28 protein-coding genes and 6 pseudogenes are annotated in these 24,540 nt (G+C 59.3%); 21 read left to right on the forward strand and 13 right to left on the reverse strand.

The window, feature by feature from the left end:
- Nucleotides 1-259: 259 nt before the first annotated feature.
- Both cynS and P3R82_RS07970 read right to left on the reverse strand, forming a co-directional pair.
- Nucleotides 260-730, reverse strand: a complete 471-nt coding sequence (gene cynS, locus P3R82_RS07965; RefSeq protein WP_111565237.1) for a cyanase — start codon at nt 728-730, stop codon at nt 260-262.
- Between the two features lie 45 nt (nt 731-775).
- Nucleotides 776-1,435, reverse strand: coding sequence for a carbonic anhydrase (locus P3R82_RS07970; RefSeq protein WP_111565236.1), 660 nt, complete (start codon nt 1,433-1,435; stop codon nt 776-778).
- A gap of 108 nt (nt 1,436-1,543) precedes the next feature.
- Here P3R82_RS07970 and cynR point away from each other — a divergent pair, with 108 nt between their 5' ends.
- Complete coding sequence (gene cynR, locus P3R82_RS07975; RefSeq protein ID WP_283193651.1) at nt 1,544-2,557, forward strand: transcriptional regulator CynR; 1,014 nt, start codon at nt 1,544-1,546, stop codon at nt 2,555-2,557.
- Here cynR and P3R82_RS07980 read toward each other — a convergent pair.
- The gene (locus P3R82_RS07980) at nt 2,463-3,362 is read right to left on the reverse strand and encodes a LysR family transcriptional regulator (protein WP_111565235.1); all 900 of its coding nucleotides are present in this window, start codon (nt 3,360-3,362) and stop codon (nt 2,463-2,465) included. The two genes, cynR and P3R82_RS07980, sit on opposite strands and share 95 nt — an antisense overlap.
- A gap of 108 nt (nt 3,363-3,470) precedes the next feature.
- Here P3R82_RS07980 and P3R82_RS07985 point away from each other — a divergent pair, with 108 nt between their 5' ends.
- From P3R82_RS07985 to P3R82_RS08035, 11 genes and pseudogenes are all read left to right on the forward strand, one after another.
- Nucleotides 3,471-4,103: an HD domain-containing protein gene (locus P3R82_RS07985; protein WP_052821381.1), complete on the forward strand. Its 633-nt coding sequence runs from the start codon at nt 3,471-3,473 to the stop codon at nt 4,101-4,103.
- 36 nt (nt 4,104-4,139) lie between these two features.
- Entirely contained in the window at nt 4,140-4,826 is a 687-nt protein-coding gene (locus tag P3R82_RS07990) for an amino acid ABC transporter permease (RefSeq protein ID WP_111565234.1), read from the forward strand.
- Between the two features lies 1 nt (nt 4,827).
- Nucleotides 4,828-5,484, forward strand: a complete 657-nt coding sequence (locus tag P3R82_RS07995) for an amino acid ABC transporter permease (protein WP_111565233.1) — start codon at nt 4,828-4,830, stop codon at nt 5,482-5,484.
- Nucleotides 5,485-5,555: 71 nt separating this feature from the next.
- The gene (locus tag P3R82_RS08000) at nt 5,556-6,341 is read left to right on the forward strand and encodes a transporter substrate-binding domain-containing protein (protein ID WP_111565232.1); all 786 of its coding nucleotides are present in this window, start codon (nt 5,556-5,558) and stop codon (nt 6,339-6,341) included.
- 61 nt (nt 6,342-6,402) lie between these two features.
- Complete coding sequence (locus P3R82_RS08005; RefSeq protein WP_112437288.1) at nt 6,403-7,134, forward strand: amino acid ABC transporter ATP-binding protein; 732 nt, start codon at nt 6,403-6,405, stop codon at nt 7,132-7,134.
- 61 nt (nt 7,135-7,195) lie between these two features.
- Nucleotides 7,196-8,077 (forward strand): NAD(P)-dependent oxidoreductase, encoded by an 882-nt coding sequence (locus P3R82_RS08010; RefSeq protein ID WP_112437289.1) that lies wholly within the window; start codon nt 7,196-7,198, stop codon nt 8,075-8,077.
- 14 nt (nt 8,078-8,091) lie between these two features.
- The gene (locus P3R82_RS08015; protein WP_112949879.1) at nt 8,092-8,433 is read left to right on the forward strand and encodes a hypothetical protein; all 342 of its coding nucleotides are present in this window, start codon (nt 8,092-8,094) and stop codon (nt 8,431-8,433) included.
- Nucleotides 8,434-8,438: 5 nt separating this feature from the next.
- Nucleotides 8,439-9,204: pseudogene (locus P3R82_RS08020) on the forward strand (SDR family oxidoreductase).
- On the forward strand, nt 9,173-9,718 hold the full coding sequence (locus P3R82_RS08025) for a gluconokinase (RefSeq protein WP_283193652.1): 546 nt from the start codon (nt 9,173-9,175) through the stop codon (nt 9,716-9,718). The pseudogene P3R82_RS08020 and the gene P3R82_RS08025 overlap by 32 nt, the downstream one beginning before the upstream one ends.
- A 29-nt stretch (nt 9,719-9,747) precedes the next feature.
- Nucleotides 9,748-10,695 carry a 2-hydroxyacid dehydrogenase gene (locus P3R82_RS08030; RefSeq protein ID WP_112949943.1) on the forward strand — a complete coding sequence of 316 codons (948 nt, stop codon included), beginning with the start codon at nt 9,748-9,750 and terminating at the stop codon, nt 10,693-10,695.
- 10 nt (nt 10,696-10,705) lie between these two features.
- Entirely contained in the window at nt 10,706-11,749 is a 1,044-nt protein-coding gene (locus P3R82_RS08035) for an L-idonate 5-dehydrogenase (RefSeq protein ID WP_112437290.1), read from the forward strand.
- 14 nt (nt 11,750-11,763) lie between these two features.
- Here the strand turns inward: P3R82_RS08035 and P3R82_RS08040 are convergent.
- From P3R82_RS08040 to groES, 3 genes and pseudogenes are all read right to left on the reverse strand, one after another.
- Nucleotides 11,764-11,940: pseudogene (locus tag P3R82_RS08040) on the reverse strand (IS21 family transposase); the annotation flags it as partial.
- A gap of 815 nt (nt 11,941-12,755) precedes the next feature.
- Nucleotides 12,756-14,384 (reverse strand): chaperonin GroEL, encoded by a 1,629-nt coding sequence (gene groL, locus P3R82_RS08045; RefSeq protein ID WP_112949882.1) that lies wholly within the window; start codon nt 14,382-14,384, stop codon nt 12,756-12,758.
- Between the two features lie 60 nt (nt 14,385-14,444).
- Nucleotides 14,445-14,760, reverse strand: a pseudogene (groES, locus tag P3R82_RS08050) (co-chaperone GroES).
- Nucleotides 14,761-15,035: 275 nt separating this feature from the next.
- Here groES and P3R82_RS08055 point away from each other — a divergent pair.
- Both P3R82_RS08055 and P3R82_RS30255 read left to right on the forward strand, forming a co-directional pair.
- Nucleotides 15,036-15,308, forward strand: coding sequence for an aspartate-semialdehyde dehydrogenase (locus P3R82_RS08055; protein WP_111565412.1), 273 nt, complete (start codon nt 15,036-15,038; stop codon nt 15,306-15,308).
- A 92-nt stretch (nt 15,309-15,400) separates the two neighbouring features.
- A pseudogene (locus tag P3R82_RS30255) lies at nt 15,401-15,660 on the forward strand (hypothetical protein).
- A 15-nt stretch (nt 15,661-15,675) separates the two neighbouring features.
- On the opposite strand, the gene P3R82_RS08060 reads toward P3R82_RS30255, so the two are convergent.
- Nucleotides 15,676-15,819 (reverse strand): hypothetical protein, encoded by a 144-nt coding sequence (locus tag P3R82_RS08060; protein ID WP_162724622.1) that lies wholly within the window; start codon nt 15,817-15,819, stop codon nt 15,676-15,678.
- A 23-nt stretch (nt 15,820-15,842) separates the two neighbouring features.
- Here P3R82_RS08060 and P3R82_RS08065 point away from each other — a divergent pair, with 23 nt between their 5' ends.
- From P3R82_RS08065 to P3R82_RS30260, 3 genes are all read left to right on the forward strand, one after another.
- Nucleotides 15,843-16,316, forward strand: coding sequence for an Hsp20 family protein (locus tag P3R82_RS08065; protein WP_112949884.1), 474 nt, complete (start codon nt 15,843-15,845; stop codon nt 16,314-16,316).
- 72 nt (nt 16,317-16,388) lie between these two features.
- The gene (locus tag P3R82_RS08070) at nt 16,389-16,688 is read left to right on the forward strand and encodes a DUF982 domain-containing protein (RefSeq protein ID WP_111565438.1); all 300 of its coding nucleotides are present in this window, start codon (nt 16,389-16,391) and stop codon (nt 16,686-16,688) included.
- A 10-nt stretch (nt 16,689-16,698) separates the two neighbouring features.
- On the forward strand, nt 16,699-16,863 hold the full coding sequence (locus P3R82_RS30260) for a hypothetical protein (RefSeq protein ID WP_349294048.1): 165 nt from the start codon (nt 16,699-16,701) through the stop codon (nt 16,861-16,863).
- 366 nt (nt 16,864-17,229) lie between these two features.
- On the opposite strand, the gene P3R82_RS08080 is transcribed toward P3R82_RS30260, so the two are convergent.
- From P3R82_RS08080 to P3R82_RS08095, 4 genes are all read right to left on the reverse strand, one after another.
- Nucleotides 17,230-17,748 (reverse strand): DUF992 domain-containing protein, encoded by a 519-nt coding sequence (locus P3R82_RS08080; protein WP_283193653.1) that lies wholly within the window; start codon nt 17,746-17,748, stop codon nt 17,230-17,232.
- A gap of 49 nt (nt 17,749-17,797) precedes the next feature.
- Entirely contained in the window at nt 17,798-18,058 is a 261-nt protein-coding gene (locus tag P3R82_RS08085; protein WP_283193654.1) for a hypothetical protein, read from the reverse strand.
- 63 nt (nt 18,059-18,121) lie between these two features.
- Nucleotides 18,122-18,301, reverse strand: a complete 180-nt coding sequence (locus P3R82_RS08090) for a CsbD family protein (RefSeq protein ID WP_111565435.1) — start codon at nt 18,299-18,301, stop codon at nt 18,122-18,124.
- Between the two features lie 149 nt (nt 18,302-18,450).
- Nucleotides 18,451-19,962 carry a helix-turn-helix transcriptional regulator gene (locus P3R82_RS08095; protein WP_283193655.1) on the reverse strand — a complete coding sequence of 504 codons (1,512 nt, stop codon included), beginning with the start codon at nt 19,960-19,962 and terminating at the stop codon, nt 18,451-18,453.
- A 68-nt stretch (nt 19,963-20,030) separates the two neighbouring features.
- Here P3R82_RS08095 and P3R82_RS08100 point away from each other — a divergent pair.
- The 3 genes and pseudogenes from P3R82_RS08100 to P3R82_RS08110 all read left to right on the forward strand — a co-directional run.
- A pseudogene (locus tag P3R82_RS08100) lies at nt 20,031-20,860 on the forward strand (LysR family transcriptional regulator).
- Nucleotides 20,861-21,015: 155 nt separating this feature from the next.
- A complete protein-coding gene (locus P3R82_RS08105) occupies nt 21,016-21,714 on the forward strand; it encodes a hypothetical protein (protein ID WP_283193656.1) in 699 nt (232 codons plus the stop codon).
- A 184-nt stretch (nt 21,715-21,898) separates the two neighbouring features.
- Nucleotides 21,899-22,297, forward strand: a pseudogene (locus tag P3R82_RS08110) (RES family NAD+ phosphorylase); the annotation flags it as partial.
- Nucleotides 22,298-22,498: 201 nt separating this feature from the next.
- On the opposite strand, the gene P3R82_RS08115 reads toward P3R82_RS08110, so the two are convergent.
- A complete protein-coding gene (locus P3R82_RS08115; RefSeq protein WP_283193657.1) occupies nt 22,499-22,633 on the reverse strand; it encodes a hypothetical protein in 135 nt (44 codons plus the stop codon).
- A gap of 120 nt (nt 22,634-22,753) precedes the next feature.
- Complete coding sequence (locus tag P3R82_RS08120) at nt 22,754-22,918, reverse strand: hypothetical protein (protein ID WP_283193658.1); 165 nt, start codon at nt 22,916-22,918, stop codon at nt 22,754-22,756.
- 347 nt (nt 22,919-23,265) lie between these two features.
- On the opposite strand from P3R82_RS08120, the gene P3R82_RS08125 reads away from it, so the two are divergent.
- Complete coding sequence (locus P3R82_RS08125) at nt 23,266-24,471, forward strand: IS256 family transposase (RefSeq protein WP_283193659.1); 1,206 nt, start codon at nt 23,266-23,268, stop codon at nt 24,469-24,471.
- The last annotated feature ends 69 nt before the right edge of the window (nt 24,472-24,540 follow it).

Consider the following 24,540-nt stretch of genomic DNA (forward strand, 5'->3'; position numbering starts at 1 on the left):
GTTCATAAGATTCACCTGTCAAGAAATGGGGGCTGTAACGTTTCGCGGGGAGGGGAGGCGATGAAAGCCTCGCCTGGACGATCGACCGCGCTATCGCCGCAAGCCACCCGGGGATCCGAGTTCTGCACATCAACTCGAATCGGGCGGGGTCAAGCGCGGTGGGGCGCGTGCTGAAGGCCAGACAACCCGCAATGCGTCGCGTCGCGGCCTAGAAGAGGCAGCCCGAGCGCCCAAAGCGCCGCGCTGCCCATCGGCGCCGTCAAAACGGCTTGGTCGGAAGGTATTTGCCGTCGAGCGTGATAACGGCACGGGAGCCGCCTTCCGGATCTTCAACCTTTTCGACTTTCAACGTGAAGTTGATCGCGCTGATAATGCCGTCGCCGAACTTCTCGTGGACCAGAGCCTTCAGCGTGGTACCGTAGACCTGCACGATTTCGTAGAAGCGATAGATAGTCGGATCGGTCGGTACACCATTTCCGAGGCTGCCGCGGACCGGAACGGTCTGCAGAAGTGCAACGGCGTCGTCATCGAGGTCAAGCGCCTTGCCCACGGTCTTGGCGGCGTCAGCCGGAAGCGGATGCTGGCCGAGCAAGGCGGCGGTGACGAAGGCCTCGGACAGGCCGGTGCCTTGGGTGATCTGGGCATAGCTCAGGTCCTTCTTGAGCTTCGATGCCAGAATGATATCGGTCAGGTCCTGACGGCTGTTCTGTGTGGCTTGAGACTGTAACATTTGGGTGCTTTCTCTTGTTGGGATTGGGATGTTGGTCTTGAGGGGTCAGGCAACGCGTCTTGCTTGATATCTGATGGCCTGGACCTCGGGATTGTCGGCAAGCGAAACGAAGGCGCCCCTGCTGCCATCGAAAGCTTCGATGTTTCCGCTCGCGATGTCGTAGATCCAGCCATGCAGGGCGACGCGGCCCTCCTCGAGAGCCAGGCGTACCGATGGGTGGGTCTGGATATTGGCGAGCTGTGCGATGACATTTTCACGCACCATGGATGCGACCTTGGCGGGCTCGTCCTTGTGCTCGCGGGCCTCGTTCACCACACGGGCGGAGTCGGCGTAACGCAGCCAGCTGCCCACGGCAGGCATGTGGTCCAGGCACTTACAGGAGGCGATGGCGGTCATCGCGCCGCAATCAGAGTGGCCGCAGATCACAATGTCAGAGACCTGCAGAGCCGCGACCGCGTATTCGACCGAGGCGGAAACGCCGCCCGGCTCGGGGCCGTAGGACGGGACGATGTTGCCGGCGTTGCGGATAACGAAGAGGTCGCCCGGTTCGCGTTGGGTAACCAGTTCAGGCACCAGGCGGCTGTCCGAGCAGGAAATGAACAGAGCCCGGGGGTTCTGCTGATTTGCCAAATCCTTGAAGAGCTTAACCCGCTCAGGAAAGGCCTCCTTTTGGAACTTCAGAAAGCCGTCAATAATGTCTTTCATCGCTGCGATCTCCGTTTCGCGATCTGTTGAGATGAAAGCTAAGGGCCGCATGGCATAATGTAAAAGTCTCGTTTATTATGCGATGGATTAGATAATCTGATAGGTTTGATGATGCTTTCTCGACAGGTTCGCTATTTCCTTGCAGTGGCGGAGCACCAGAGCTTCACGCGGGCCGCGGAGGCCATGCATGTCTCGCAGCCGGCGCTTTCGCAGCAGGTCAGGCTGATGGAGGAAAGCCTTGGCGTGCAGTTGTTCGACAGATCAGGGCGCATGACACGATTGACGGATTCCGGAGAGGTTTATCTCCAATACGTGCGTCGTGCTTCGCAGGAGTTCCGGGAAGCCAAGCGCGCGCTCCACGATGTGAACGACCTCAGCCGTGGAGGGCTGCGGGTGGCAGTGACGCCAACGTTCACGACCTATCTGGTCGGCCCCCTCGTCGAGGCGTTCCACAGTCGGTACCCGAATATCTCCCTCAACCTGCGGGAAATTTCGCAAGAGCACATGGAGGATCTGCTTCTGTCTGACGAGATCGATCTGGGGATCGCGTTTTCCGGAACGCCGACAGCCGACCTCGATCTTGAGCCCCTGCTGGTGGAAACCCTGGCCCTGGTCGTCAGAACCGGACATCCTCTGGCGGGTGAAGCATCAGTGGGACTTGAGGCCCTGAGTGCGGCGTCCTTGGTGCTGCTCAGCGCGGAGTTCGCCACGCGCGAGCAGATCGATCGTTTCTGCCGTCAGCACGGCATTCAACCGCAGGTCCGGATAGAGGCCAACTCCATCAGCGCGGTGATCGAAATTGTTCGCAGGACGTCTCTCTCGACACTCCTACCCGCAACGATCGCCTTCGCCCATCAGGACCTGAAGGCAATTGCCCTCGATCCGGTGCGCCTGCAGCGCACCGCCGTGTTGATGCAGCGCCGGGACGCCTACCGAAGCGCCGCGCCAAGATCTTCCTTGCCCTGGCAAGGGAGGTTGCGGCCGGGTTGGAAGGGTTTGAGGCTGCGTGAGGCCACCGCGCAGGTGATCAGCCGCAGAAGGCGACGTCCACACTCACCTTGCGGATCATCTGCGCCACTTGCGGTAAGGCCCGCACGACGGCGCCCTTGTTGGTCCCGATGAACACGTCCTGCATGGGGAGGCGGGAGTGGGTCCTCAGCAAATGTACCGTTCCCGCTTTCAGTTGGGTATGAAGCAGTCTGCCTGGCAGGATGCTGATGCCCGTGCCTGCCTCAACCAAGTTGAGGATGGCGCCAAGGTTGTTGCAGACGTTGAGGCGAAGGCCAAGCTCGCGGTTGCCGCTCAGGGCATTGGTCGTCAAAGTATGGAGATTGGACGGCGCGGGGGTTGAGAATATTCTCTGTCGGAGAAGCATCGCTTCCGAGACGAATTCGCGCGGCATCTCGAGTTTGGGGCTGGCGAACCATTCGACCGTTTGACGGCCGAGCAATTCCAGCGCGACGTTGTCGTGTTCGGGTGGTGTCGACAGGACTGCGATATCGAGCAGCCCTTCGGAAAGCTGTCGGGCGAGGTTGTGGCTGGTGTCGACGGTGGCTGCAACGCGGGTCTCGGCAAAGCGACCGTCGAGTTCGTCCAGCAATGCGGGAAGGCACACGACCGCGAAACTGTCCATCACGCCCACTCTGAGTGTCGGCAGCCGGGTGTTGCGCGTCTTGATATTGGATTCGATGTCCCTGGCAATGCCGATCATCGCCTCGGCATAGTGCTTGAGAGCCTCGCCCTCGCTGGTCAATTGCAGCTGGCGCTTTTGCCGGATGAACAGCGCCACACCGAGTTGCTCCTCCAACTCCTTGATACGATAGGACACAGTCGGCTGGGTGATGCTCAGCTTCTCCGCCGCGGCATTGAAGCTGCGCAATTGCGAGGCCCAATAAAATGCCTCGACCGCCGAAAAGCTGAGAGCCATGTCAACCTATAGAAAAATTCGATCGATACCTGGCAATATCCTAATTGGATTTTGAATTCAATCACTCCTAAGCTCACTCAGTAAGCAGCTCAGCTAGGTGGTCAAAAAATGTACAAAACCATTTCCCGCGCGCATATCCTCGAAGATCTGCCAGAGATAGCGGATATCGAGTCGGCCGAGTTGCGTGAGAAGGTTATCGACGCCTGGGTGTTCGCTCTCGAGCGCTCGTCCTTCGATCGCGTCACCGACATTCAAGGTGAGGGCAGCCCTAACATTTTCTCCCTGAAGCGCGGCACGCAGGATGCACATCTGCGCGGCGTCACCCGTCTGGCTCTGTCGATCTATGAAGAATTCAAGGCGACCTATCCCGAGGCCAAGGTCGATCGCGACATCATTCTGGCCGGCGGCCTTTGCCACGACATCGGCAAGACCTGGGAATTCGATCCGGTCAAGCTGAAGCGCTCGGCCGAGCGCGGCGATCGCTACGGCGACCCGACCTACCGTCATTCCGCCTATGGCGCACATGTCTGCTTGTCCGTCGGCCTTCCCGACGAAATCGGCCATATCTGCATGGGCCACGCAATGGAATTCGGTCAGATCGGCCACAGTACCGAATGCTTCATCATCCGCCAGGCCGACCACACCTGGTGGCTGGTCGCGGCAGCGCTCGATCTTTGCCATCCCGATACGATCGCGCAAGCGGGCAAGAATATCCGCGTGCGACCGCTCGGGACTGAATGACGACTGTAACTGTAAGGCGCGAAAGCCGAGGTTAGCATGGATTACACCTTCCAATTCGGCCCACTAGCAAACTACCTACCGCAGTTCATCAGCGGCTTCTGGCTAACGATGCTGCTGGCGTTCGTGGGAATTTTCGGGGGCATTGCGCTCGGCGTCGGCTGTGCCGTCGCCTCCACCTTACCGGGCTGGTTGCCGCGTTTTCTCGTCCGTTGCTACGTGGAGGCGATGCGCAACACGCCGCTTCTGGTGCAGATCTTCGTGATCTTCTTCGGACTTCCGAATCTCGGCGTGCGGATGTCACCATTGACGTCGGTCTTCATCGCGCTGGTTCTCAACAATGGCGGCTATATCGCGGAGATCGTCCGCGGCGGCATCCAGTCGACGCATCGCAGCCAGGTCGAGGCGGCCGAGAGCCTCGGGATGACCTATTTCCAGACGCTTCGCTTCGTCATCCTGCCGCCGGCGCTCGAGAAGGTGTTCACGCCCGTCGTGTCGCAATGCGTGCTGCTCATGCTGTCTACCAGTCTCGTGTCGGCTATCGGCGTCGAGGACCTGACCGGAGCTGCGATGATCGCCAGTTCGGAGACCTTCCGGACGATGGAAGTCTATCTCGTTATCGCCGCTGTCTACGTCATGATGAATTTCGTCTTCCGCGCCATCTTGAACCTTGCCGGGTTGCTGATCTTCCGCCGCTCGCGCCGCAATCTTTTCCGGGGGAACTGACATGCGTACCTTTGGCTCGCCGGAATTCTTCTTCATATTTCACGCGCTGCGCTGGACGTTGACGCTGACTGTCATCGCTTTCGTGGGCGGGGGTCTGGTCGGCATCGCGCTCGCCGTGATGCGCATCTCGTCTTCGAGAGCGCTGCGCGTGGCGACCTCCGCCTATATGCAGTTCATCCAGGGGCTGCCGCTGCTGATCCTGATGTTCATCTGCTACTATGCCCCATCGCTGTTCGGCCTCGAAGTCAGCGCGATTGCAGCTGCCGCCGTGGCACTGACCATCAATTCCAGCGCGTTTCTCGGCGCCATATGGGAAAGCGCGCTTCGGGCCATTCCGAAGGCGCAGTGGGAAAGTGCGGATGCCTTGGCACTGCACCCCTACAAGGTCCTTCGCTACGTGATTGCACCGCAGGCCATCCGGCTGGCAATGCCCTCGACCGTCGGCTTTCTGGTGCAGATTATCAAACAAACCTCGATCGCCTCCATCATCGGCTTCGTCGAGATTACCCGTGCCGGCCAGCTCGTCAGCAATGCGACATTCGAGCCACTGAAGTCCTTCCTGGCCGTAGCCGCCTTTTATTTTGCTGTGTGTTTCCCGCTCACCCAGCTCAGCCTCTGGCTCGAGAGCCGCGCCGCAAAGCGTGGAGCTCGTGCCTAGGCAATATCATCATCAACGACACGAAGAAGGTCGCTGATCATAGCCGGAACCCAAAACTGAGAGGATACAACATGCGCCTGAAATCCCTATTCATGCCCCTGATCGGTCTCGCCATCGCTCTGGGCGCCACTGCGGCCTCCGCCGCCTCTCTTGACGAAATCATCGCCCGCAAGAAAGTCCTGATCGGCGTTGATCTCTCGGTCCCGCCCTTCGGCATCACGAACGCCGAAATGCAGCCTGATGGTCTCGACGTCGATGTCGCCAAGCTGCTCGCCAAGGATCTCGGCGTCCAGCTGGAACTCGTGCCGGTCACCGGCCAGAGCCGCATCCCGTCGCTCCAGACAGGCAAGGTCGACTTTGTCGTCGCGAGCTTCGGCATCTATACCGAGCGCGCGCTGTCGGTCGCTTTCTCGAACCCCTATGGCGGCCACAAGTCGGTCATCATCGCGCCGAAGGGCACCGAGATCAAAAGCCTGGAGGACCTGAAAGGCAAGAAAGTTGGCGTGCCGCGCGGAACCGCGCATGAGAAGGTGCTATCGGCGGCGAACATTCCCGGAATGGAGCTGGTCCGCTTTGACGATGACAGCACGACGCTGAATGCGCTGGTCGCCGGTCAGGTGGATGCCATCGGGACCGTGAACTATATCGGCGCGCAGCTTCAGCAGCGCTATCCCGACAAGTTCGAGGAAAAGACGACCTATCTGCAGAGCTTCTATGGTGTGGGTCTGCGCCGTGGCGATCCGGATCTCCTCCACTGGCTGAACACGGTTCTCTTCGTCCACAAGCAGAGCGGCGAGCTCGGCCAAATCTACGAAAAGTGGATGAAGACGCCGATGCCCGAACTGCCATCCTTCTAAGCCTAATGGTCGCAGGGGGCAGCATAGGTCGCTGCCCCGGCATTCCCATCGTGAGGTGAACATGTCTGTCGTAATCGCAAATGATATCCGCAAGAGCTTTGGCCCGCTCGAAGTGCTCAAGGGCGTGTCCTTGAAAGTCGAGGCAGGTGAGGTTATTGCACTGATCGGGCGGAGCGGCTCGGGGAAGAGCACGTTCCTGCGTTGTCTCAACGGATTGGAAACGGTCGATAGCGGCCATATCCAGATCGCTGGTCACGCCATGTCGCGCAAGCCAGCGGCCTTGCGGGAGCTCCGGCGCGACGTCGGCATAGTTTTCCAGAGCTACAATCTCTTCCCGCATCTGACAGCGGGCGAAAACATCATGCTCGCCCCCGTGCAGGTGAAAGGCGAGGCCAAGGCCGCCGCCCGAGACGAAGCGCAGCGTTGCCTGTCCATGGTCGGGCTAGGCGATCGCTTCGATGCCTATCCGGACATGCTTTCGGGCGGCCAGCAGCAGCGCGTTGCAATTGCCCGCTCTCTTGCCATGCGCCCCAAGGTCCTGCTGTTCGACGAGGTGACTTCGGCTCTCGATCCGGAGCTGACCGGTGAGGTGCTTGCCGTCATCGAGGATCTCGCTCGCCAGGGCATGACCATGCTGCTCGTGACCCACGAAATGGGTTTCGCGCGCCGGGTCGCAAACCGGACAATTTTCATGAAGGACGGCATCATCCACGAAGAGGGGCCGTCCGCCGAATTTTTCACAAGTCCCAGAACGCCCGAGCTGCAAGCCTTTCTCAGATCAGAGATCGGCTGACCGCCACGTAACTCGTTTTGGCTATCACATTGAGCCCCCGGTCGGGAGGAGAGGAAAAGCTTTGTCGAAAAAACGAAAAATCGCACTGATCGGTTGCGGCGTCATGGGTCACGCAATCGGCTCACGTCTCCTGAAAACCGGCCATACCGTCGTTGCCTTTGACGTGGATTCGGTCAAGGTGGAGCAGATGACCGCCCAGGGCGCGGAGGCAGCATCTACCGCATCCGACGCCGCGTCGCGGTCCGACGCCGTCGTTCTCAGCCTCAACTCCGCAACGATCGTCCGCGAAGCGGTGTTCGGTTCCACCGGCGTCGTCAAAGGTGCCGCGGCCGGGACCGTGGTAATCGACATGTCATCGATCGACCCGATCCTGACCAGACAATTCAATGCAGACGCCGCGGTGCTCGGCCTAAGGTGGCTTGATTGCCCGCTCTCCGGCGGGGCGCCAAAAGCTTACGAAGGCAAGCTCACGGTGATGGCCGGTGGTAGCCCCACCGACTTTACCGAGGCGAAGCTGATCCTTGATGACCTGTGCCAGAACCTGACCCTGATGGGCCCGAGCGGGGCTGGGCAGACGACCAAGCTTATCAATCAGGTCCTGTGCGCGCTCAATTTCGTCGCCGTGGCGGAAGCGACCAAGCTGGCAATCGATTCCGGTGTCGATGCGCAGCGGATCCCCGCGGCGCTGAGTGGTGGCCGCGCCGACAGCGCGATCCTGCAGGAGTTCATGGGCAAGATGGCGCGCAACGACTACTCGCCGACCGGCCGCATCGACAACATGGTCAAGGATCTCTCCGCCGCGCAGTCACTAGCCATCCACACCGGCACGGCAATGCCCATGACATCGCTCTGCATGGAGATCCATCGGCTGATGGTCTCAGCGGGCCTCGGTGCGGCGGACAATGCCGCCCTGATGAAGTTTTACGATGGCCCGAAGGCCTGACGAGGAGGAATGACATGCTGATCCGCTACGCAGAATTCGTTGGAACGATCAAGGCTGGCAAGGAGGACGAATTCCACAGTTTCGTGGAGAAAACGCTGACGCCACTATGGACAAAATTTGACGGTGCGGTGAGCGTTTCCGTCTGCCGCGAGCTCGAACGCGACGAGGGTGCGCCCTCCACGCCTCTCATTCTTGCCATCACCTATCCGGACCACGCAGCGCTTGAGCGCGCCATGGCCTGCGACGCACGCTTCCAGTCGCGCGAACAGACACGGCACCTGCTGACCATGTTCGACGGCAAGGTCTATCACCGCGTCACGAGTGCCGCGATCCACGATCTCTCGGCACAGGGGTAAGCGCAATGACGTTCCCGCTTTTCGACCTTGCCGGTCTGCGAGCGCTCGTCACGGGCTCGTCGCAGGGGATCGGGTTCGCGCTTGCGCGCGGGCTTGCCGAGCACGGCGCCGAGGTCGTGCTCAACGGTCGGAATCAGCGCAAGCTTGATGTCGCAGTCCGCGAACTGGCAGACATCGGCGTCCGGGTTTCGGCCAGCGATTTCGATGTGACGGATGCCGACGCGGTCAAGCGCGGCGTCGACGCGATCGAAGGCAGCACCGGCCCGATCGATATTTTGATCAACAATGCCGGCATGCAGTTTCGCGGTCCATTGGAGGAGTTCCCGGTGGATCGCTGGGAGGGGTTGTTGAAGACCAATATCTCCAGTGCCTTCTACGTCGGGCAGGCGGTTGCCCGGCATATGATTGCCGCGGCCGCGCAAAATCGTCAACATCGCCTCGGTACAGAGCGAACTCGCTCGCCCCGGGATCGCGCCCTATACGGCAACCAAGGGCGCTGTGAAAAATCTGACCCGTGGCATGGCGACGGATTGGGCAAAATACGGTCTGCAAATCAACGCGTTGGCGCCCGGCTATTTCAGCACGCCGCTTAATCAGGCGCTGGTCGACAATCCCGAGTTCACGGCGTGGTTGGAGAAACGCACGCCAGCCGGTCGCTGGGGCAATGTCGAGGAACTGGTCGGCGCAGCCGTTTTCCTGTCGTCCCGAGCATCATCTTTTGTGAATGGACACACGCTTTATGTCGACGGCGGTATCACAATCAGCCTTTGATCCGGTGGCATTGGTCGGGCCTGTTGTGGTCATGGGCGTCTCGGGCTGCGGTAAAACCTCGGTGGGGGACGGCCTTGCCCGCCGCATCGGCGCCGATTTCATCGAAGGTGACAGTCTTCATCCCGCGGCGAATGTCGAAAAGATGCGGACAGGCTCACCACTGCATGATGCCGATCGCTGGCCCTGGCTCGATGCGCTCGGTCGGGCGCTGGGTGCCGACGGCAATGTCGTCGTCTCCTGTTCGGCGCTGAAGCGGTCATATCGCGATCGGCTTCGGGCGCTGGCCGGCAGGCCTGTGGTCTTCATCTATCTGCATGGCGACCGCGACGTCCTGGCCGCGCGAATGGCGGCCCGCAGTCACGATTACATGCCGCTATCGCTGCTCGACAGCCAGCTCGCGACGCTTGAGCCTCCTCACGCAGAGGACCGGGTCGTTGCGATCGAGATCAATCAACCGCTGGAGGCGATCGTCTGCTTGGCGCTCGAATATCTGGCGTCGCCAAACTGTCCTTGAGACCGGATACAAAACAAATGGAGGAAACCATGAGCAAGCCGAACATCCTGATGATCGGACCCTATCCGGAATGGGATATGGTCGAATTGGAAGCGCAGTTTGAAGTACACAAGCTTTATGAAGCCCCCGATCGCGAGGCGTTTCTGGCGCAGCGTGGCGCCGATATCCGCGGCATCGCCACGCGCGGCGAGCTTGGCGCCTCAGCCGAACTGATCGAAAAGCTGCCGAAGCTGGAAATAATCTCGGTCTATGGTGTCGGTTACGATGCGGTCAATCTGGATGCGGCTCGCGCCCGGGGTATCCGCGTCACCAACACGCCAGATGTCCTGACGAACGATGTCGCCGATCTCGGCATTGGCATGATGCTGGTGCAGTCGCGTGGCATGATCGGCGCGGAAACCTGGGTCAAGGACGGCAGCTGGACGGCCAAGGGACTCTATCCGCTGAAGCGTCGCGTCTGGGGCCGCAAGGCCGGTGTTCTCGGCCTCGGCCGCATTGGCTGCGAAGTCGCCAAGCGTCTCAAGGGCTTCGACATGGACATCGCCTATAGCGACGTGTCGGCCAAGGATTTCGCCAAGGACATGACCTTCATCGCTGATCCGGTCGAACTGGCAGACCGCTCCGACTTCCTGTTCGTAACGCTCGCCGCCTCCGCCGTGACACGCCATATCGTGTCGAAGCCGGTGATCGAGGCACTTGGTCCGGAAGGCATGTTGATCAATATCTCGAGGGCGTCGAATATCGATGAGGATGCGCTTCTCGACGCGCTCGAAAGCGGCAAGCTTGGCTCGGCCGCACTCGATGTGTTCGAAGGCGAGCCGAAGCTCAACCCGCGTTTTCTGACGCTCGGTAATGTTCTGGTGCAGCCGCATCATGCATCGGGCACGATCGAAACCCGCAGGGCAATGGGCAAGCTGGTGCGCGACAATCTCGCCTGCCACTTTGCCGGCCAGACCCTGCCGACCCCGGTGTTGTAAGGAGATCCCGATGAAAGCCGTCGTCATCCACGCCGCCAAGGATCTTCGGATCGAGGAACGCGAAGCCGAAGCGCTTCAGCCAGGACAGGTCGAGGTCGCCATCGAGGCCGGCGGCATCTGCGGTTCCGACCTGCATTATTACAACCATGGTGGCTTCGGCACGGTGCGCGTACGCGAGCCTATGATCCTTGGCCATGAAGTGGCCGGGACGATCGTCTCTCTTGGCAAGGCGTCGGGCGAAGGCGTCTCCGGTCTTGCTGTCGGCGACCGTGTCGCCGTGTCGCCATCTCGGCCCTGCAATGCCTGCGACTATTGCCTCAAGGGCCAGCAGAACCATTGCCTGAACATGCGTTTCTATGGCTCGGCCATGCCAATGCCGCACATCCAGGGCGCGTTCCGGCAACGTCTGGTGGCCGAAGCCTATCAGTGCCACAAGGTGGCCGAGGGCGTCTCGATCAACGAGGCGGCGATGGCCGAGCCCTTCGCGGTCACTCTGCATGGCGTCAACCGTGCCGGTCCCTTGACCGACAAGCGGGTTCTGGTGACAGGCTGCGGGCCGATCGGTGCGCTCGCGATCATCGCGGCGCGCGCCCACGGCGCCCGCGAAATCGTCGCCACAGACGTGATGGACACGGTTCTCAACAAGGCGCTGGAGATCGGTGCCGACCGCGTGATCAATGTCGCTGACAATCCGGACGAACTGTCGGCCTATTCGGCCAACAAGGGCTATTTCGACGTGCAGTTCGAAGCGTCGGGTAATGAGCGCGCGGTACGCTCAGGCCTCGAAGCACTTCGGCCGCGTTCCACTCTCGTCCAACTCGGCCTTGGCGGCGATGTTTCCATTCCGCAGAACATGGTCGTCTCAAAGGAAATAGAGATGAAGGGAACGTTCCGCTTTCATGAGGAATTCGGGCTGGCCGTCGCGCTGATCAACAAGCGCCGTGTCGACCTGAGGCCGCTTCTGACCGGAACCTTCCCGCTGGAGGATGCAATTGCCGCATTCGAAACCGCCGGCGACCGAAACAAGTCGATGAAAGTTCAGCTGTCCTTCTGACATCCAGGTAGCGGGAACCGCACATTGACGTCTCGCTCCTTGCCGCGGCCGACCTTGTCGATCGCCGTGCGCATGTTGTCGTAGATACCGCGGCCGGGAATGTCGTCAAACACGCGAAATGCATGATTGTGGGCATCGAACAGCATCTCATGCGTCTGAAGGAGATAGGCCCGAATAATGAAGACGCGGCTACCGTCGCGTCATTTGTTCCTCTCGCATCGTGCTGCTCCTAGTTGCCTATCCGCTCTTTACGGCTGCACATGGATCGATCCCCGGTGTAATTTTGCTTAGCAGCTTGGTCCCGTTCCTTGCGACGATCAGTGGTGGGGCGAGTTTTGGCGCGATTGCGGGTGCGCTTCCTGCTTGGCGACAGGCCGGGCGCGGGCAACACGGCAAGTGATACCGACGTCCTCTAGCGCGTGTCGTCTGTGAGCCGGCCGGTGCCAATCACGGGGCATTCGAACGCTTCATGGCCACCGGTGGCCCGTCGTTTCCAAGGTCAATCCGCGTCAGGCGCGACGGCTTGCCGAGGCGATTGGAAAACTGGCGGAGACCGTCAACTTGTTAGGCGCGCACAGCGGGCGACCGTCGCGGAAGCAGTTAATTACCTCGCTAGGTGGGAAGCTAGCGACGTTATCGCACGCGCGATCCCGTCGGCGGCGACACAAGCGCCTGAGCGGGCCACGAGTGCGCAAATATATGGTTCGCGGGTTCGGGATCCGTGCTGGCAGACAAACCGCCAGCACGAAAGTCAATTCAGGCAGCTGTTTCTTCGTCCATGGCCGCTGACAATAGCTTGTCGCGTTCGCGTAGTCCTTTATTGAAAAGCCTCGCGACTTTCACCATCAGGGCCCCGATCGCGGCCGGGTCCGCGTCGACACCTTTCGCACGCGCGACCTCCCTTACCACACCGGCGCATAGACGTGAATCTTCCTTCGAAACTGGCGCTATCATTCTTGTCCCCTTGGTCTAGCCCGCCCCGAGCGGGGCGGGCCTGCTTGGTTGCCTAGAAATCCATGCCAGCGGCGGCCGGCAGAGCAGGAGCGGTATCCTTCCTAGGCTTTTCAGCGATCATCGCTTCCGTCGTCACCAGCAGGCCGGCAACGGATGCGGCGTCTTGGAGCGCGGTGCGCACGACCTTTGCCGGATCAATGACGCCCTGCGCGTAGAGATCGCCATACTCACCGGTCTGCGCATTCCAGCCATATGACAGCTCGCTCTTTTCCCGCAGCTTTCCAACCACGATCGATCCCTCGGCGCCGGCGTTTTCCGCGATCTGCCTGATGGGAGCCTCGATCGCCCTTCGGACGATGTCAATCCCGACGCGCTGATCGTCGTTGGCGGTTGGCAGACCGTGGAGTGCATTCACCGCGCGAAGCAATGCAACACCTCCACCCGGAAGGATGCCTTCCTCGACGGCGGCCCGGGTTGCATGCAGGGCGTCGTCGACTCGGTCCTTCTTCTCCTTCACTTCAACTTCCGTCGAACCGCCGACCCGGATGACAGCAACGCCACCGGCTAGCTTGGCAAGGCGTTCCTGCAGCTTCTCGCGGTCGTAATCGGAGCTGGTCTCCTCGATCTGCGCCCGGATCTGGGCGACGCGACCATCAATTTCGGCCTTGGAGCCGACGCCATCGATGATGGTGGTGTTTTCCTTTTCGATTGCCACCTTCTTGGCACGGCCCAGCATGTTCAGCGTGACGTTTTCGAGCTTGATGCCGACATCCTCGGATATAACAGTGCCGCCAGTCAGGACGGCGATGTCTTCCAGCATCGCCTTGCGGCGGTCGCCGAAGCCCGGCGCCTTGACGGCGGCGATCTTAAGGCCGCCGCGCAGCTTGTTGACGACCAGGGTCGCTAGAGCTTCGCCTTCGACGTCTTCCGCGATGATCAGAAGTGGCTTGCCTGACTTCACCACTGCTTCCAGGACCGGAAGCATGGCCTGTAGGTTCGAAAGCTTCTTCTCGTGGATCAGGATGTAGGGATCCTCGAGTTCGACCCGCATCTTGTCCTGGTTGGTGACGAAGTAGGGGCTGAGGTAGCCGCGATCGAACTGCATGCCTTCGACAACCTCGAGCTCCGTCTCCGCCGTCTTGGCCTCCTCGACGGTGATCACACCCTCATTGCCGACTTTTTCCATCGCCTCGGCGAGGTAACGGCCGATCTCTTCATCGCCGTTCGCCGAGATTGTGCCGACCTGGGCGATCTCGGAATTGCTGGTGATCTTGCGGGCGTTGGTCTTCAGTTCCCTAACGACGGCGTCGACGGCGATGTCGATGCCGCGCTTGAGGTCCATCGGGTTCATGCCCGAAGCGACAGCCTTGGCGCCTTCCTTGACGATCGCCTGTGCGAGCACGGTCGCGGTCGTGGTGCCGTCGCCGGCAAGATCATTGGTCTTTGATGCCACTTCTCGCAGCATCTGGGCGCCCATGTTCTCGAATTTGTCTTCGAGCTCGATTTCCTTGGCAACGGATACGCCGTCCTTGGTGATGCGCGGTGCGCCAAAGGACTTGTCGATCACGACGTTGCGCCCCTTTGGGCCGAGGGTCACCTTGACCGCATTGGCAAGCACATCGACCCCACGCAGCATGCGTTCACGGGCATCGGTGTGGAATTTGACTTCTTTCGCAGCCATTTGTCTAACTCCTCAATAGGCAGCTACTGACTGATAGTGGTGGGTATACGAAACAGCCCGTCAGGCCGCCTTCTTCTGCTCGGCTTGAACGTCAATGATGCCTAGGACATCACTTTCCTTCATGATCAGCAGGTCCTCACCGTTAATCTTGATCTCGGTGCCGGACCATTTGCCGAATAGGATGCGATCGCCAGCCTTGACGTCGAGCGCCTGGATCTGGCCGGCCTCGTTACGCGCGCCAGTGCCGACAGCGACGACCTCGCCTTCTGACGGCTTCTCCTTTGCGGTATCGGGGATGATGATGCCGCCCTTGGTCTTTTCCTGGGATCTCGACCCGGCGGACGAGAATGCGATCGTGAAGTGGTCGGAACGACATGTTTTCCTCCATTGAGCAAAAATGATGACGTTGAAACCCTACCGAACCGGATGACCAGTCCGGGCGGGTGCGAACCTCAAACGAGCGTTGGCGGGCAAAATTTATTTTCGAGATTTTTCGATTTCAAGAGGGTCGACAAGAAAAATTAGCACTCGGCGTCGTTGGCTGCTAACATGCTGGAAAGGAACAATAAACAGCATCGCCGAATTCAAAAAAACATTGATGAGTGCAAGATTTTAAGTCACCTTCGCAGCGTCATGAAACGGAGATGAAGCATGCAATTCTCGTCGGATCTGGAGCGTCAGCTCAACGGCTACGGGCTGACCACCGCGCATATCCTCTACCGCATTCCCGACTTCGAATCCGTCCTGCAAACCTACGTCTGGCAGGACTATGATCTCGCACCTGATTTTCCGGAGATGCACAAGTTCCTCGGCTTCTGGCAGGCGAACCTCGACGGGCCTCTCCACTCTGTCCGCTATTCCCACCAGCGGCTGATCGGGCCACACGAATGGCGCCGTGTCGAGGGCGAGTTCAAGCTCCATTGAACTCTTGATTTTGATTTTTCGTCTTCCTCGCTTTTCGACCCACCGAGGACTGCCGAGCTTGGTGCCCCCGAAGGCGACGGAGTAACACCTCTATGGAAGAGAACATCAATATCCTCAAGAACGTCGCATGGATGAACGCGAAGGAATCATAGTGGACTTTGCTCGCTGGCTTGAGACCGCCTCAAAAGAAGCCCTAGTCCAGTAAGGAAAGTTCGCAACGATGTCGAGCATTGCAAAAGCAATCCGTGTCAATGCTGGCGAGCTTGCACGCGGTAGACCGGAGGCAGCCGAGCGTGTTCAGCAAGCATCTGAGATGATGGCCCGGTTCGAGCCCGCCTATCCTCAATCCTAGCGATAAACGCCGAAATCATCCGATTTCGGTCGGTGTGGAATTTTTCGCGCCGCGGATCTTGAAGCCGAAACTCTCAAAAGCCAAATTATTTTCCAGCCAGTTGCTGAGGACAGAGCTGGCCTTGCTGGAGGCGCCGCCTTTCGGCGTTTCCGTACCCATGTTGCTTCAAGGAGGATATGGCTATGGGACCATCTTACGACTACGCCCCCCTGTTCCGCTCGAGCATCGGGTTCGATCGGGTCTTCAATCTTCTCGAAAACGCTCAGCGCGCCCGCTCGATCAGCGACTGGCCGCCCTATGACATCGTAAAGACCGGTGACGACGGTTACCGCATCTCGATCGCGGTGGCCGGGTTTGCTCAGGACGATCTCGACATCACTTTTCAGTCCAACCTGCTGACTGTCAGCGGCAAGAAGCAGGAATCCTCCGCCGATGCCTACCTGCATCGCGGCGTTGCCGGACGTCCGTTCGAGCATCGTTTCGAGCTTGCCGACCACGTCCGGGTGAATGGCGCGGATCTGAGCAACGGCCTCCTTTCGATCGATCTCGTTCGTGAGATCCCGGAGGCGTTGAAGCCGCGGAAGATTTGGATCCAGGGCTCACCAGCTCTGACTTCGTCCTGCCCCGCTCACATCGAGGCGCGGGAAGCGGCGTGATCGAGCTTGTCCACTAATGGGCGCCACGCGCCATGACACCCACCAACATCGCGGGTCGGAAAGGAGAGAGAGATGAAGCCCGATATGTTCAGAGAGCCAATTTGCATTCTCGTCGGCCTAGGTTTTCCGGCCGAGGTTCACAGTGCGACGGACGCGTATCGTCATCTTTGTGAATGGCCAATGAGGCTGAGGGATAATGCGCATGCTGTTGCCTTGAAGGCCTGCGGCGCCGCGTTGCGCGGCGAGATCGAGGCCGAAACGGCGCGCGGCCTTTTCGCGGCATTCGCTGAAAGGCATGATTTGCTGGCGCCGGAAACGGGTGCCATAGCCGCGTCTCGCCTGAGGCGGGATCAAGATCCGCACATCCGGTGAGGAGGAACCCATGCATAGTCAACTGCAACGGGCCGCCAGCCAAGCCGCGACGATAGCGCTGGTGGTTCTCGTTCCCGGCCTTCAGCTTCGGCGGCCGATCGACGTCGTCCGTGCGCCATTTCTCTCGATTGATGATCGTCGCGCCTTCCCGGCGGCTTGGGCACCAGACTTGTAGGTGGTGGATCTCGCAATTATCGCAGCGGCATCTCCCGGGAACGCCAGCCAGGCTCAATGGAGGAGGTGCGGGCGGCTCCGAGGGAGCTTGATCACGACGCTACTGTCGAGTGCACAGCCTGGGATTGACCTCGATGGCACCCCAGGGACGCTTCGCTCCAAGCTGGCGGTGAAAACAGCGCGAGCCGCGTTCCAAGTATATCCATCGACATCCACCACGTGCTGACGGTGGTGGATGCGTATCGGCTCTCACTGTCGCCTAGTTATTACCTATCATAGGGTCCACAAATGATAAGAGGGGCGCGCGGCCTCGCCCCTCGAAGGCGTCAGCCGATCGGATAAATCGGGATTACACGATCACCGATTTCTAACCTGCCTTGCGCAGTTGCAGTCTCGATACGCCGGCCGCGACATTCAGACCGGTCCCGACTTCGGCGCTGAGCGGCTGCAGGCCAAAATTCTTGGCGTTGCCGCCGACCAGCGCGTTCGCCCCCAGGCCGAGGCCAACCGTAGCTCCAGCCGACGCGCCAACGTAAGTACCAGCTAGGCTGCCTTCTCCAACTGTCGTTGGCTTGGTGTTGATCACGACCCAGCTCAAATAGGACTTCCCTGTTACGCCGACATCGATGCCGAGCTTTCCGATCGTACCGGTGTAGCGTTCGACCTTGCCGGTCCGCTGTTTGAACTGGCAGTCAACCGTTCGGCTGGAGCCGATCAGTGAGCCAATACCACCGGCGACTTCGCAAGAAAGTGTACCCAGCCGCTCTTTCGGCTGCGAGGCAACTTTCTCGTTATGCTGGCTTTTGCCGTGGCGGGTATCGGCCGCCGTGGCAACGGAGACAAGGCCAAGGGTGGTGGCCAACGCGAGAATGAGCGTCTTCTTCATTTTCTCTTCCTTGTTCGAGATTAAAGCGTGTTAGGTCGCACGACCGGCTTCACGCGAGCTTGGATGTGGGCGCGACCCGCAGACCGCAAAGCACCGGTCTCGACGTGAAGTCGGCGGCGATCGCGCTCGCCACGCGTGCGGCTTCTTGCGACGACGCCGTGCCGGCTAGCATGATGGAGCCGTCGACGACTTCGACTTCGATCTGGCAGTCTTCCAGGCCATGGGTGTACGCCAAAACGCACTTGATCGCCTCAATAGTCGAAATGTGATCCGCGACGGTCGCCGCGCTTGCGAAAGATTGAAAAAGCATCGGGTTGATCCTTATTGGACGACCACGGCTCGCCTTCGCGGCGAGCCGGTCGATCGCGGAATCTTACTTCAACGCATCCTTAACGGCGTCCTTGCCTTTACCGACGGTGCTCTGCACCTGGCCAGCGGCCTTGTCGACCTTGCCCTCCGCTTCAAGTTTCTCGTTGCCAGTGACCTTCCCAGCAACTTCCTTGATCGTGCCCTTAAGTTCCTTCGCGGCACCTTCGATACGGTTCTTATCCATAATGCGGCCTTTCCTTAGACAGTGTTTCGATCATTGACCCCGGGTATTTCGGCGTCATGAAGAAGGAGATAGAACCGCGATCGGAAGAAATTCAGAGCTGAAAGTACTAGTGCGATTGGTATCCCGTGACCTTTTTTGGAGGTGAGATCTCACTTTTTTCTCGGCCTTCGCTCGGGCCGCTTCCGAGATTTTGGATCGGGTGCCGTGAAGCCGCGCTCCCGAGCCCAAATGACCGCGGCAGCCCGGCGGTTAACACCGATCTTCGCATAAAGGGAAGCGACGTGATTTCGAATTGTATTTCTTGAGAGATGCAACGTTTCGCCCATTTCGGCATCGCTTTGCCCGCTACAGATCAGACCGAGAATTTCCCGCTCTCGTTCGCTGAGTTCCAGCAGTGCTTTCGTCGGAACCGTCGAACCCTGCTTGAGGGTCGCGAGGCGCTCTACAATGGAGCGGCTGAACCACGACGTATCGGCCATTACACTTTCGATCGCCTCGACGAGTTGAGCCTCGCTGCGCCGGCGTTCCGTCACATCCTGGAGTGCCCAGACCACGCACTGCTCGTCATTGATTTCGACCCGCTCGGCGGACACAAGACAGTCCGCGAAATCACCGTCCTTCTGTTTCAGCCGCATGGGTTCGTTTCGAACGAAGATGTTATCGCGCAGCTTCTGCTCCACGGCTCGTCTAGCGGCAATATCATCCCAAAGCCGGACCTCGCCAGCGGTCCGGCCGACAACTTCCGTCAGCTCGTAACCCGAGATCTCCAGAAAGGCGTCGTTTGCCTCGGTGAACACGAAGTCTTCGAGCCGTGAGATTGCAGCCGGGGCAGGCGACAGCCGAAACGACTTGGAGAACCGCTCTTCGCTTTGACGAAGTGCGTTCTGCGCCTTTCGCCTGGCATCGAGGTCGGCAAAGGTGAACAGCATACAAGGCTCTTCGACCACGGAAATAGGTTCACCGGCGACAATCACAAGCCGGTCGCCGCCGTCGGGCAACGGAACCAAGGCTTCGCGGTGGCGTATCACCCGCCCCTCGTTCAGTTTAGACAGTGCATCTTCCGCGGTTTCGCAGTTTGAGAATAGACCGATGGCTTCCACGCTCCTGCCGATGACATCGTCCTTGGTGAAGCCCGTCATCTCCAGGAATCCCTCGTTGACCCGAATGAAACGCTGATCGTGGAGCCGACAAATCAGGCCGGGAGCGGGATTGGCATTGAATGATCGCTCGAACCGCTCCTCTGCTTCAAAACGCGGGGTCTCATCTCTGATGATCAGGGCCAGTGCGTCGGGCTTGTCGCTAGCGTCGGTGATGAACATCGTGCGAACGGTGTGCACCCAGACCATGTCAAGATCGGCCGCCGGCGATACCTCGACTGTCACATCGTCGATTGTCTCGCCAGCGAGAAGTCTCTCGATCGGATATTGGCCTTCCTCGAGAGGATGATTGTTTCGATACCGCAAGGTGAACGCCCGACGATATCCTCTTGCGTCACCACCGAGTTCATCGATGCTGCTAGCGCGATGCATTGCGATCGCCGCGGCGTTTGCCCAGGTTATCCGCCCACCCTGTTCAACAAGGATGATACCATCACTCAGGCCCCCAATCAGTTCTTGGAGGCTACCCTTGTTGATTTTAGGCGGATCAGGATTATCGCTCATTTTGTCCTCAACTGCATCGGCTGACCATTACTTTTCCTCCCCGCTGAGGATTTAAAGGGGCAATGATCATGGAACTGCGCCAACTATCTCTTTTCCGAGCGGTCGCCGAGGAGCTTCACTTCGGGCGGGCCGCGATCAAGATGAACATCGCCCAGCCAGCGCTCAGCAATCATGTCATGGCGCTGGAACGGGAACTCGGCTGTCCGTTGTTCATCCGCTCCACACGTCGGGTTGAGCTGACGAGGGCAGGGGAGACCTTCTACGATCGTGCCGTTCGCATCCTCAGCGAGATGGAGCTGACGACCGAGCTGACGCGGGCCGCCGGCGGCAGTCGCATCCGCCAGATCAAGATCGGTACCGTCTATCCAGCCACCATGGGCATGCTGCCCCTGTTCCTCGGCAAGATCGCCCGAAAGTTTCCCGACGTCCGCATTCACGTTGCTTCAGGCAACACAGGGGACATTATACGCGGACTGGAGACCGGACAATTGAACCTCGGTTTCATCAGACCGGTCGAGAACATCTGATCGCTGCGCTTCTTCTCGGTTGCCCATGAACGTTATCTTCTGGCGGTTGCCGAAAGCAATCCGCTGGCTTCCCTCAACGAAATCTCGATCGAGGACCTACGCGATCAGAAGATCATCGCCTTCAATCGGCAGAACCTCTCCTACACCGAACGGTATTTCAACGGGAGGTTCGAGGAATACGATCTGCCGGTCTTGGCATCGGCTTCGCACCGAAGTGGACAACCGATATCCCGAACCGCAGCTTCGTGCTTAAGAAGGTCAGGGGGATCGACTTCAAGATCGGGCTTGGCATTGCCTGGTCGAAAGAGGATCCGACGGCGTCTCGGGATGGTATCGTCGAGATCGCGAAATCGATGGTGCGGCGAGGTTAGTAGTACTCAATCAAACTGGGCTCGTGAGCGTTCTGGTGTCATGCAACCAACAGGTGCTGAAGGCGTGCCTTGAAGGATCGCGTGACAGTGTCGACGTTGCTTTAGTTGACAAAGTTGCTTTGGCGCTTATATTCAAAGCATCGGAGGTCCGGACCATGGCTACGAAACCGCTACCCAAATCGCATCTGCGCTCCACAAGGGCGAAGCGCACGTCGTCCAAAGACGTTATGACGATGTTCACTGTGAAGCGTGGGGCGGCTAAAGCGTTCGCAGGGCTTGAACTACCCGCCGGCGCCGAGATCGCAATCGTTTCCACTCGGCCTGAAACGGCCGCAAAGATCAAAGAGACATTTCGTGATCGCGTTACGCGGGTTGCGGAAGTGGTCGCCCGTAATCCAGCGAAAGCGCAAGAGAAAGCCTTGCCACTCATAGACAAGAGTGCGTTCGAGCCCGACGCGCGAAGCCGCGCAGTCCTTGCGGGGATCCGCATCGCCCAGGAAGACCTGCGGCATGCAGGTGGAGCTTATGATTTGGAACAGGTGCGCACATTGATGCGCGGTGTTTCCCGGCAGGCGGTCGACAGACGCGTGCAGGAAGGTTCTTTGATCGCTGTGCCCGGCCCAAGCAATCGACGCAGCTATCCGACCGCTCAATTCACACGCGACGGATCAGTCGTGCCAGGACTCAAAGCCGTGCGCGATGCATTGCGGACGACGAACCCTTGGACAGTCCTCAATTTTCTTATCAATTCCGATAGTCGCTTGAATGGACGTAAGCCGATCGACCTCCTAAAGGAAGGTGAGGTGACGACTGTCGTCGACGCAGCCAAGAGACATGGCGAGCAGGGAGCGTGACGGTACCGCTTCCTCCGCATGACCTTGACGCGCGTGACCCGCTTTTGGTCGATATTCCCGCGGGGACAACGTTGGGCCGCTTCTACACGGCGGCGTACGACCCGATTTTTTCGACACGTCGACGCTCGGTCGTTTCAACGCGCCGGATGCTTCCTACGGTGTTCTTTATGTTTCAGAGAACACGGCGGGTGCCTTCGCGGAAAGCTTTCTACGCACCCCCGGAAGGACGCTGATCGACACCGCTCTCCTGAGCAGGAAAGCCTATGTTCAGATTGCGACCAGCCGTCCCCTTTCCCTCATACGCATGACCGGACCTGGTCTTGCACGGTTAGGAGCTACGGCGGAAGTGACCCACGGAGGCTTGCCGTATAATGCGCCGCAGGCATGGTCCATGGCTCTGTCGAAGCATCCGGTGACAGCTGACGGCATCGCCTACTATTCAAGGCATGACGATGAGGAATTGTGCTTCGCGATCTTCGACAGGGCCGGGAGCGCGATCGTTGAGGTTACGCGCGAAACCGATCTCGATCAGGACTGGTTATGGGAAACGGCGGAGCGCTACGGCGTCGGTCTTGCACCATAATACCCCGTTTCGGCGTTTATGCGTGGACGCGTCATGTAGCTCTCCGACCCCAACACAGTCTTTCGAGTGCTTAATTTGGCCATGTATCGGTCATTGGCGATGGAGTGACTGCCGGAGCGATCGAAACCTATCCGGTCACCAAGGGAGCAGACCAATCTCGCTCTATAGTGATGGCGTCATGGGCCAGCGGATCTTCCACGATCACCCATTTCGACCGCCAGCAGCTTCAGCAGGGAGCAGGAAATCGTCGATGTCCTCGGCAGGGATGTCTTCGCCGATCTGCTTGATACCTTCTTCAGCGATGCCGCCGCCATCCTCTCTGATATTAGCCGACATATGCGCGGTGGAGACCGGAAAGCATTGACCAACAGCTTCATTCCCTGAAAGGGGCTGCCGCCAATGTTGGCATGCAGACCATCGCCGACATGGCACAGAGGCTGCGCCAAGACACTGTCATTACCAGTAGCGATTCTGCTCAAGATCAAAAGAGCGGTCGATGACCAGTTCATCGAGGCTCACACCGAGCACCTCTTTGACCAGCACCGGCACGAGGATTTCTTCGGCGTCACCCTCTCCAGAATCAAGCTTTTCGCGAACAGAAGATTGCTGCGGACGCGTCAAGATGGCGCTGAATGCTTCGGATTTTTGGTGCCTTCAGGCAGCGCTAGGCTGGTATGCTTCGCAGCGCGACCCGCTCCGGCCTAAGATAGTCCGGAAATTTGGGTTGAGTTCGTCGAGTATATCACCTGAGTGTCGGGGTAGCTCGCTCGGTCAAAAAGGGGATTCTGAATACGAGCAATCCCGTCTAGCGATCGTGCCCCGTAGCGTGGTGTAAGTCGACGGTAGCAAAGCCGCTCGCGAGCGCGCCCTTAGCGCGCTGTAGCGAGTGAGCGGCTTTGCGGGCGGTCATCGATAATCTCCGGTATGGTTGGGTTGCTGACACTCAACCAGATACGAAGGATACATCGATGACCAACGACATAATGGACCTACGCGAGCTCGTGGAGAAGACCCCGGACGCGGATATTCTGCGCGACATGATCGGTTTTGCTGCTGAGCGACTGATGGAATTGGAAGTTAGCGCTGCAACTGGCGCGGCCCACGGTGAGAAGAGCCCATCACGATTGGCGCAACGCAACGGTTATCGCGACCGTGACTGGGAGACCCGTGCAGGTACGGTAGAGCTGCGTATCCCAAAGCTGCGTAAAGGGTCCTACTTCCCAACCTTCCTCGAGCCACGCCGCATGGCCGAGAAGGCGCTGACAACTGTTATCCAGGAAGCTTACATTCAGGGCATCTCGACGCGTTCCGTAGATGATCTCGTCAAGGCCATGGGGATGAGCGGCATCTCAAAGAGCCAGATTTCCCGCCTGTGCGAAGAGATCGATGACAAGGTCAAAGCCTTTCTCGATCGGCCAATCGAGGGCGACTGGCCGTACTTGTGGGTGGACGGCACCTACCTCAAAGTGCGGCGCGGTGGTCGCATCATCTCTGTTGCCGCCATCATCGCGGTGGGCGTCAACACCGATGGTCGACGAGAAGTCCTCGGTATGGAGGTCGGGACCTCAGAAGCTGAGCCGATCTGGACAGAGTTCTTGCGCAAGCTGACGCGACGAGGCCTACGCGGCGTTAAGTTGGTCATCTCCGATGCCCACGAGGGCATCAAGGCTGCCGTCTCCAAGGTCCTGTGCGCTAGCTGGCAGAGATGCCGGGTCCACTTCGCCCGCAATGTGCTGGCCCATGCAGGCAAGAGTGGCAGGCGGGTTGTTTCCGCCTTCATCGGAACAGCTTTCGCCCAGGAGACCCTGGAGGCCGCAAGCAGCCAATGGCGCAATGTCGCCGATCAAATCCGCCCTAAAGTGCCCAAACTCGCTGCGATCATGGATGAGGCCGAGCACGATGTCCTGGCCTATATGAGTTTTCCGAAGCAACACTGGACGAAGCTTCACTCCACGAATCCCATCGAACGTCTCAATGGAGAAATCAAGAAGCGGACGGATGTCGTCGGCATCTTCCCGAACGAAGACGCCATTGTCAGGCTCGTCGGTGCGATGCTCCTTGAGCAAAATGACGAGTGGGCGGTGCAACGGTCGCGCTACATGACAGTAGTCGGCAGCCTGAAATCACTGCCGTACAGGCCGTTAGACAGGCTCGGCCGTTATCCAGCCGCATGATATCCGCCATATATTCCGATGCCGATATAACCGACGAACGCGAAAATCGCGATGCCTATCCCTATCCAG

It is taken from the genome of Rhizobium sp. AN80A, from assembly GCF_030053015.1.
Lineage (GTDB): Bacteria > Pseudomonadota > Alphaproteobacteria > Rhizobiales > Rhizobiaceae > Rhizobium > Rhizobium metallidurans.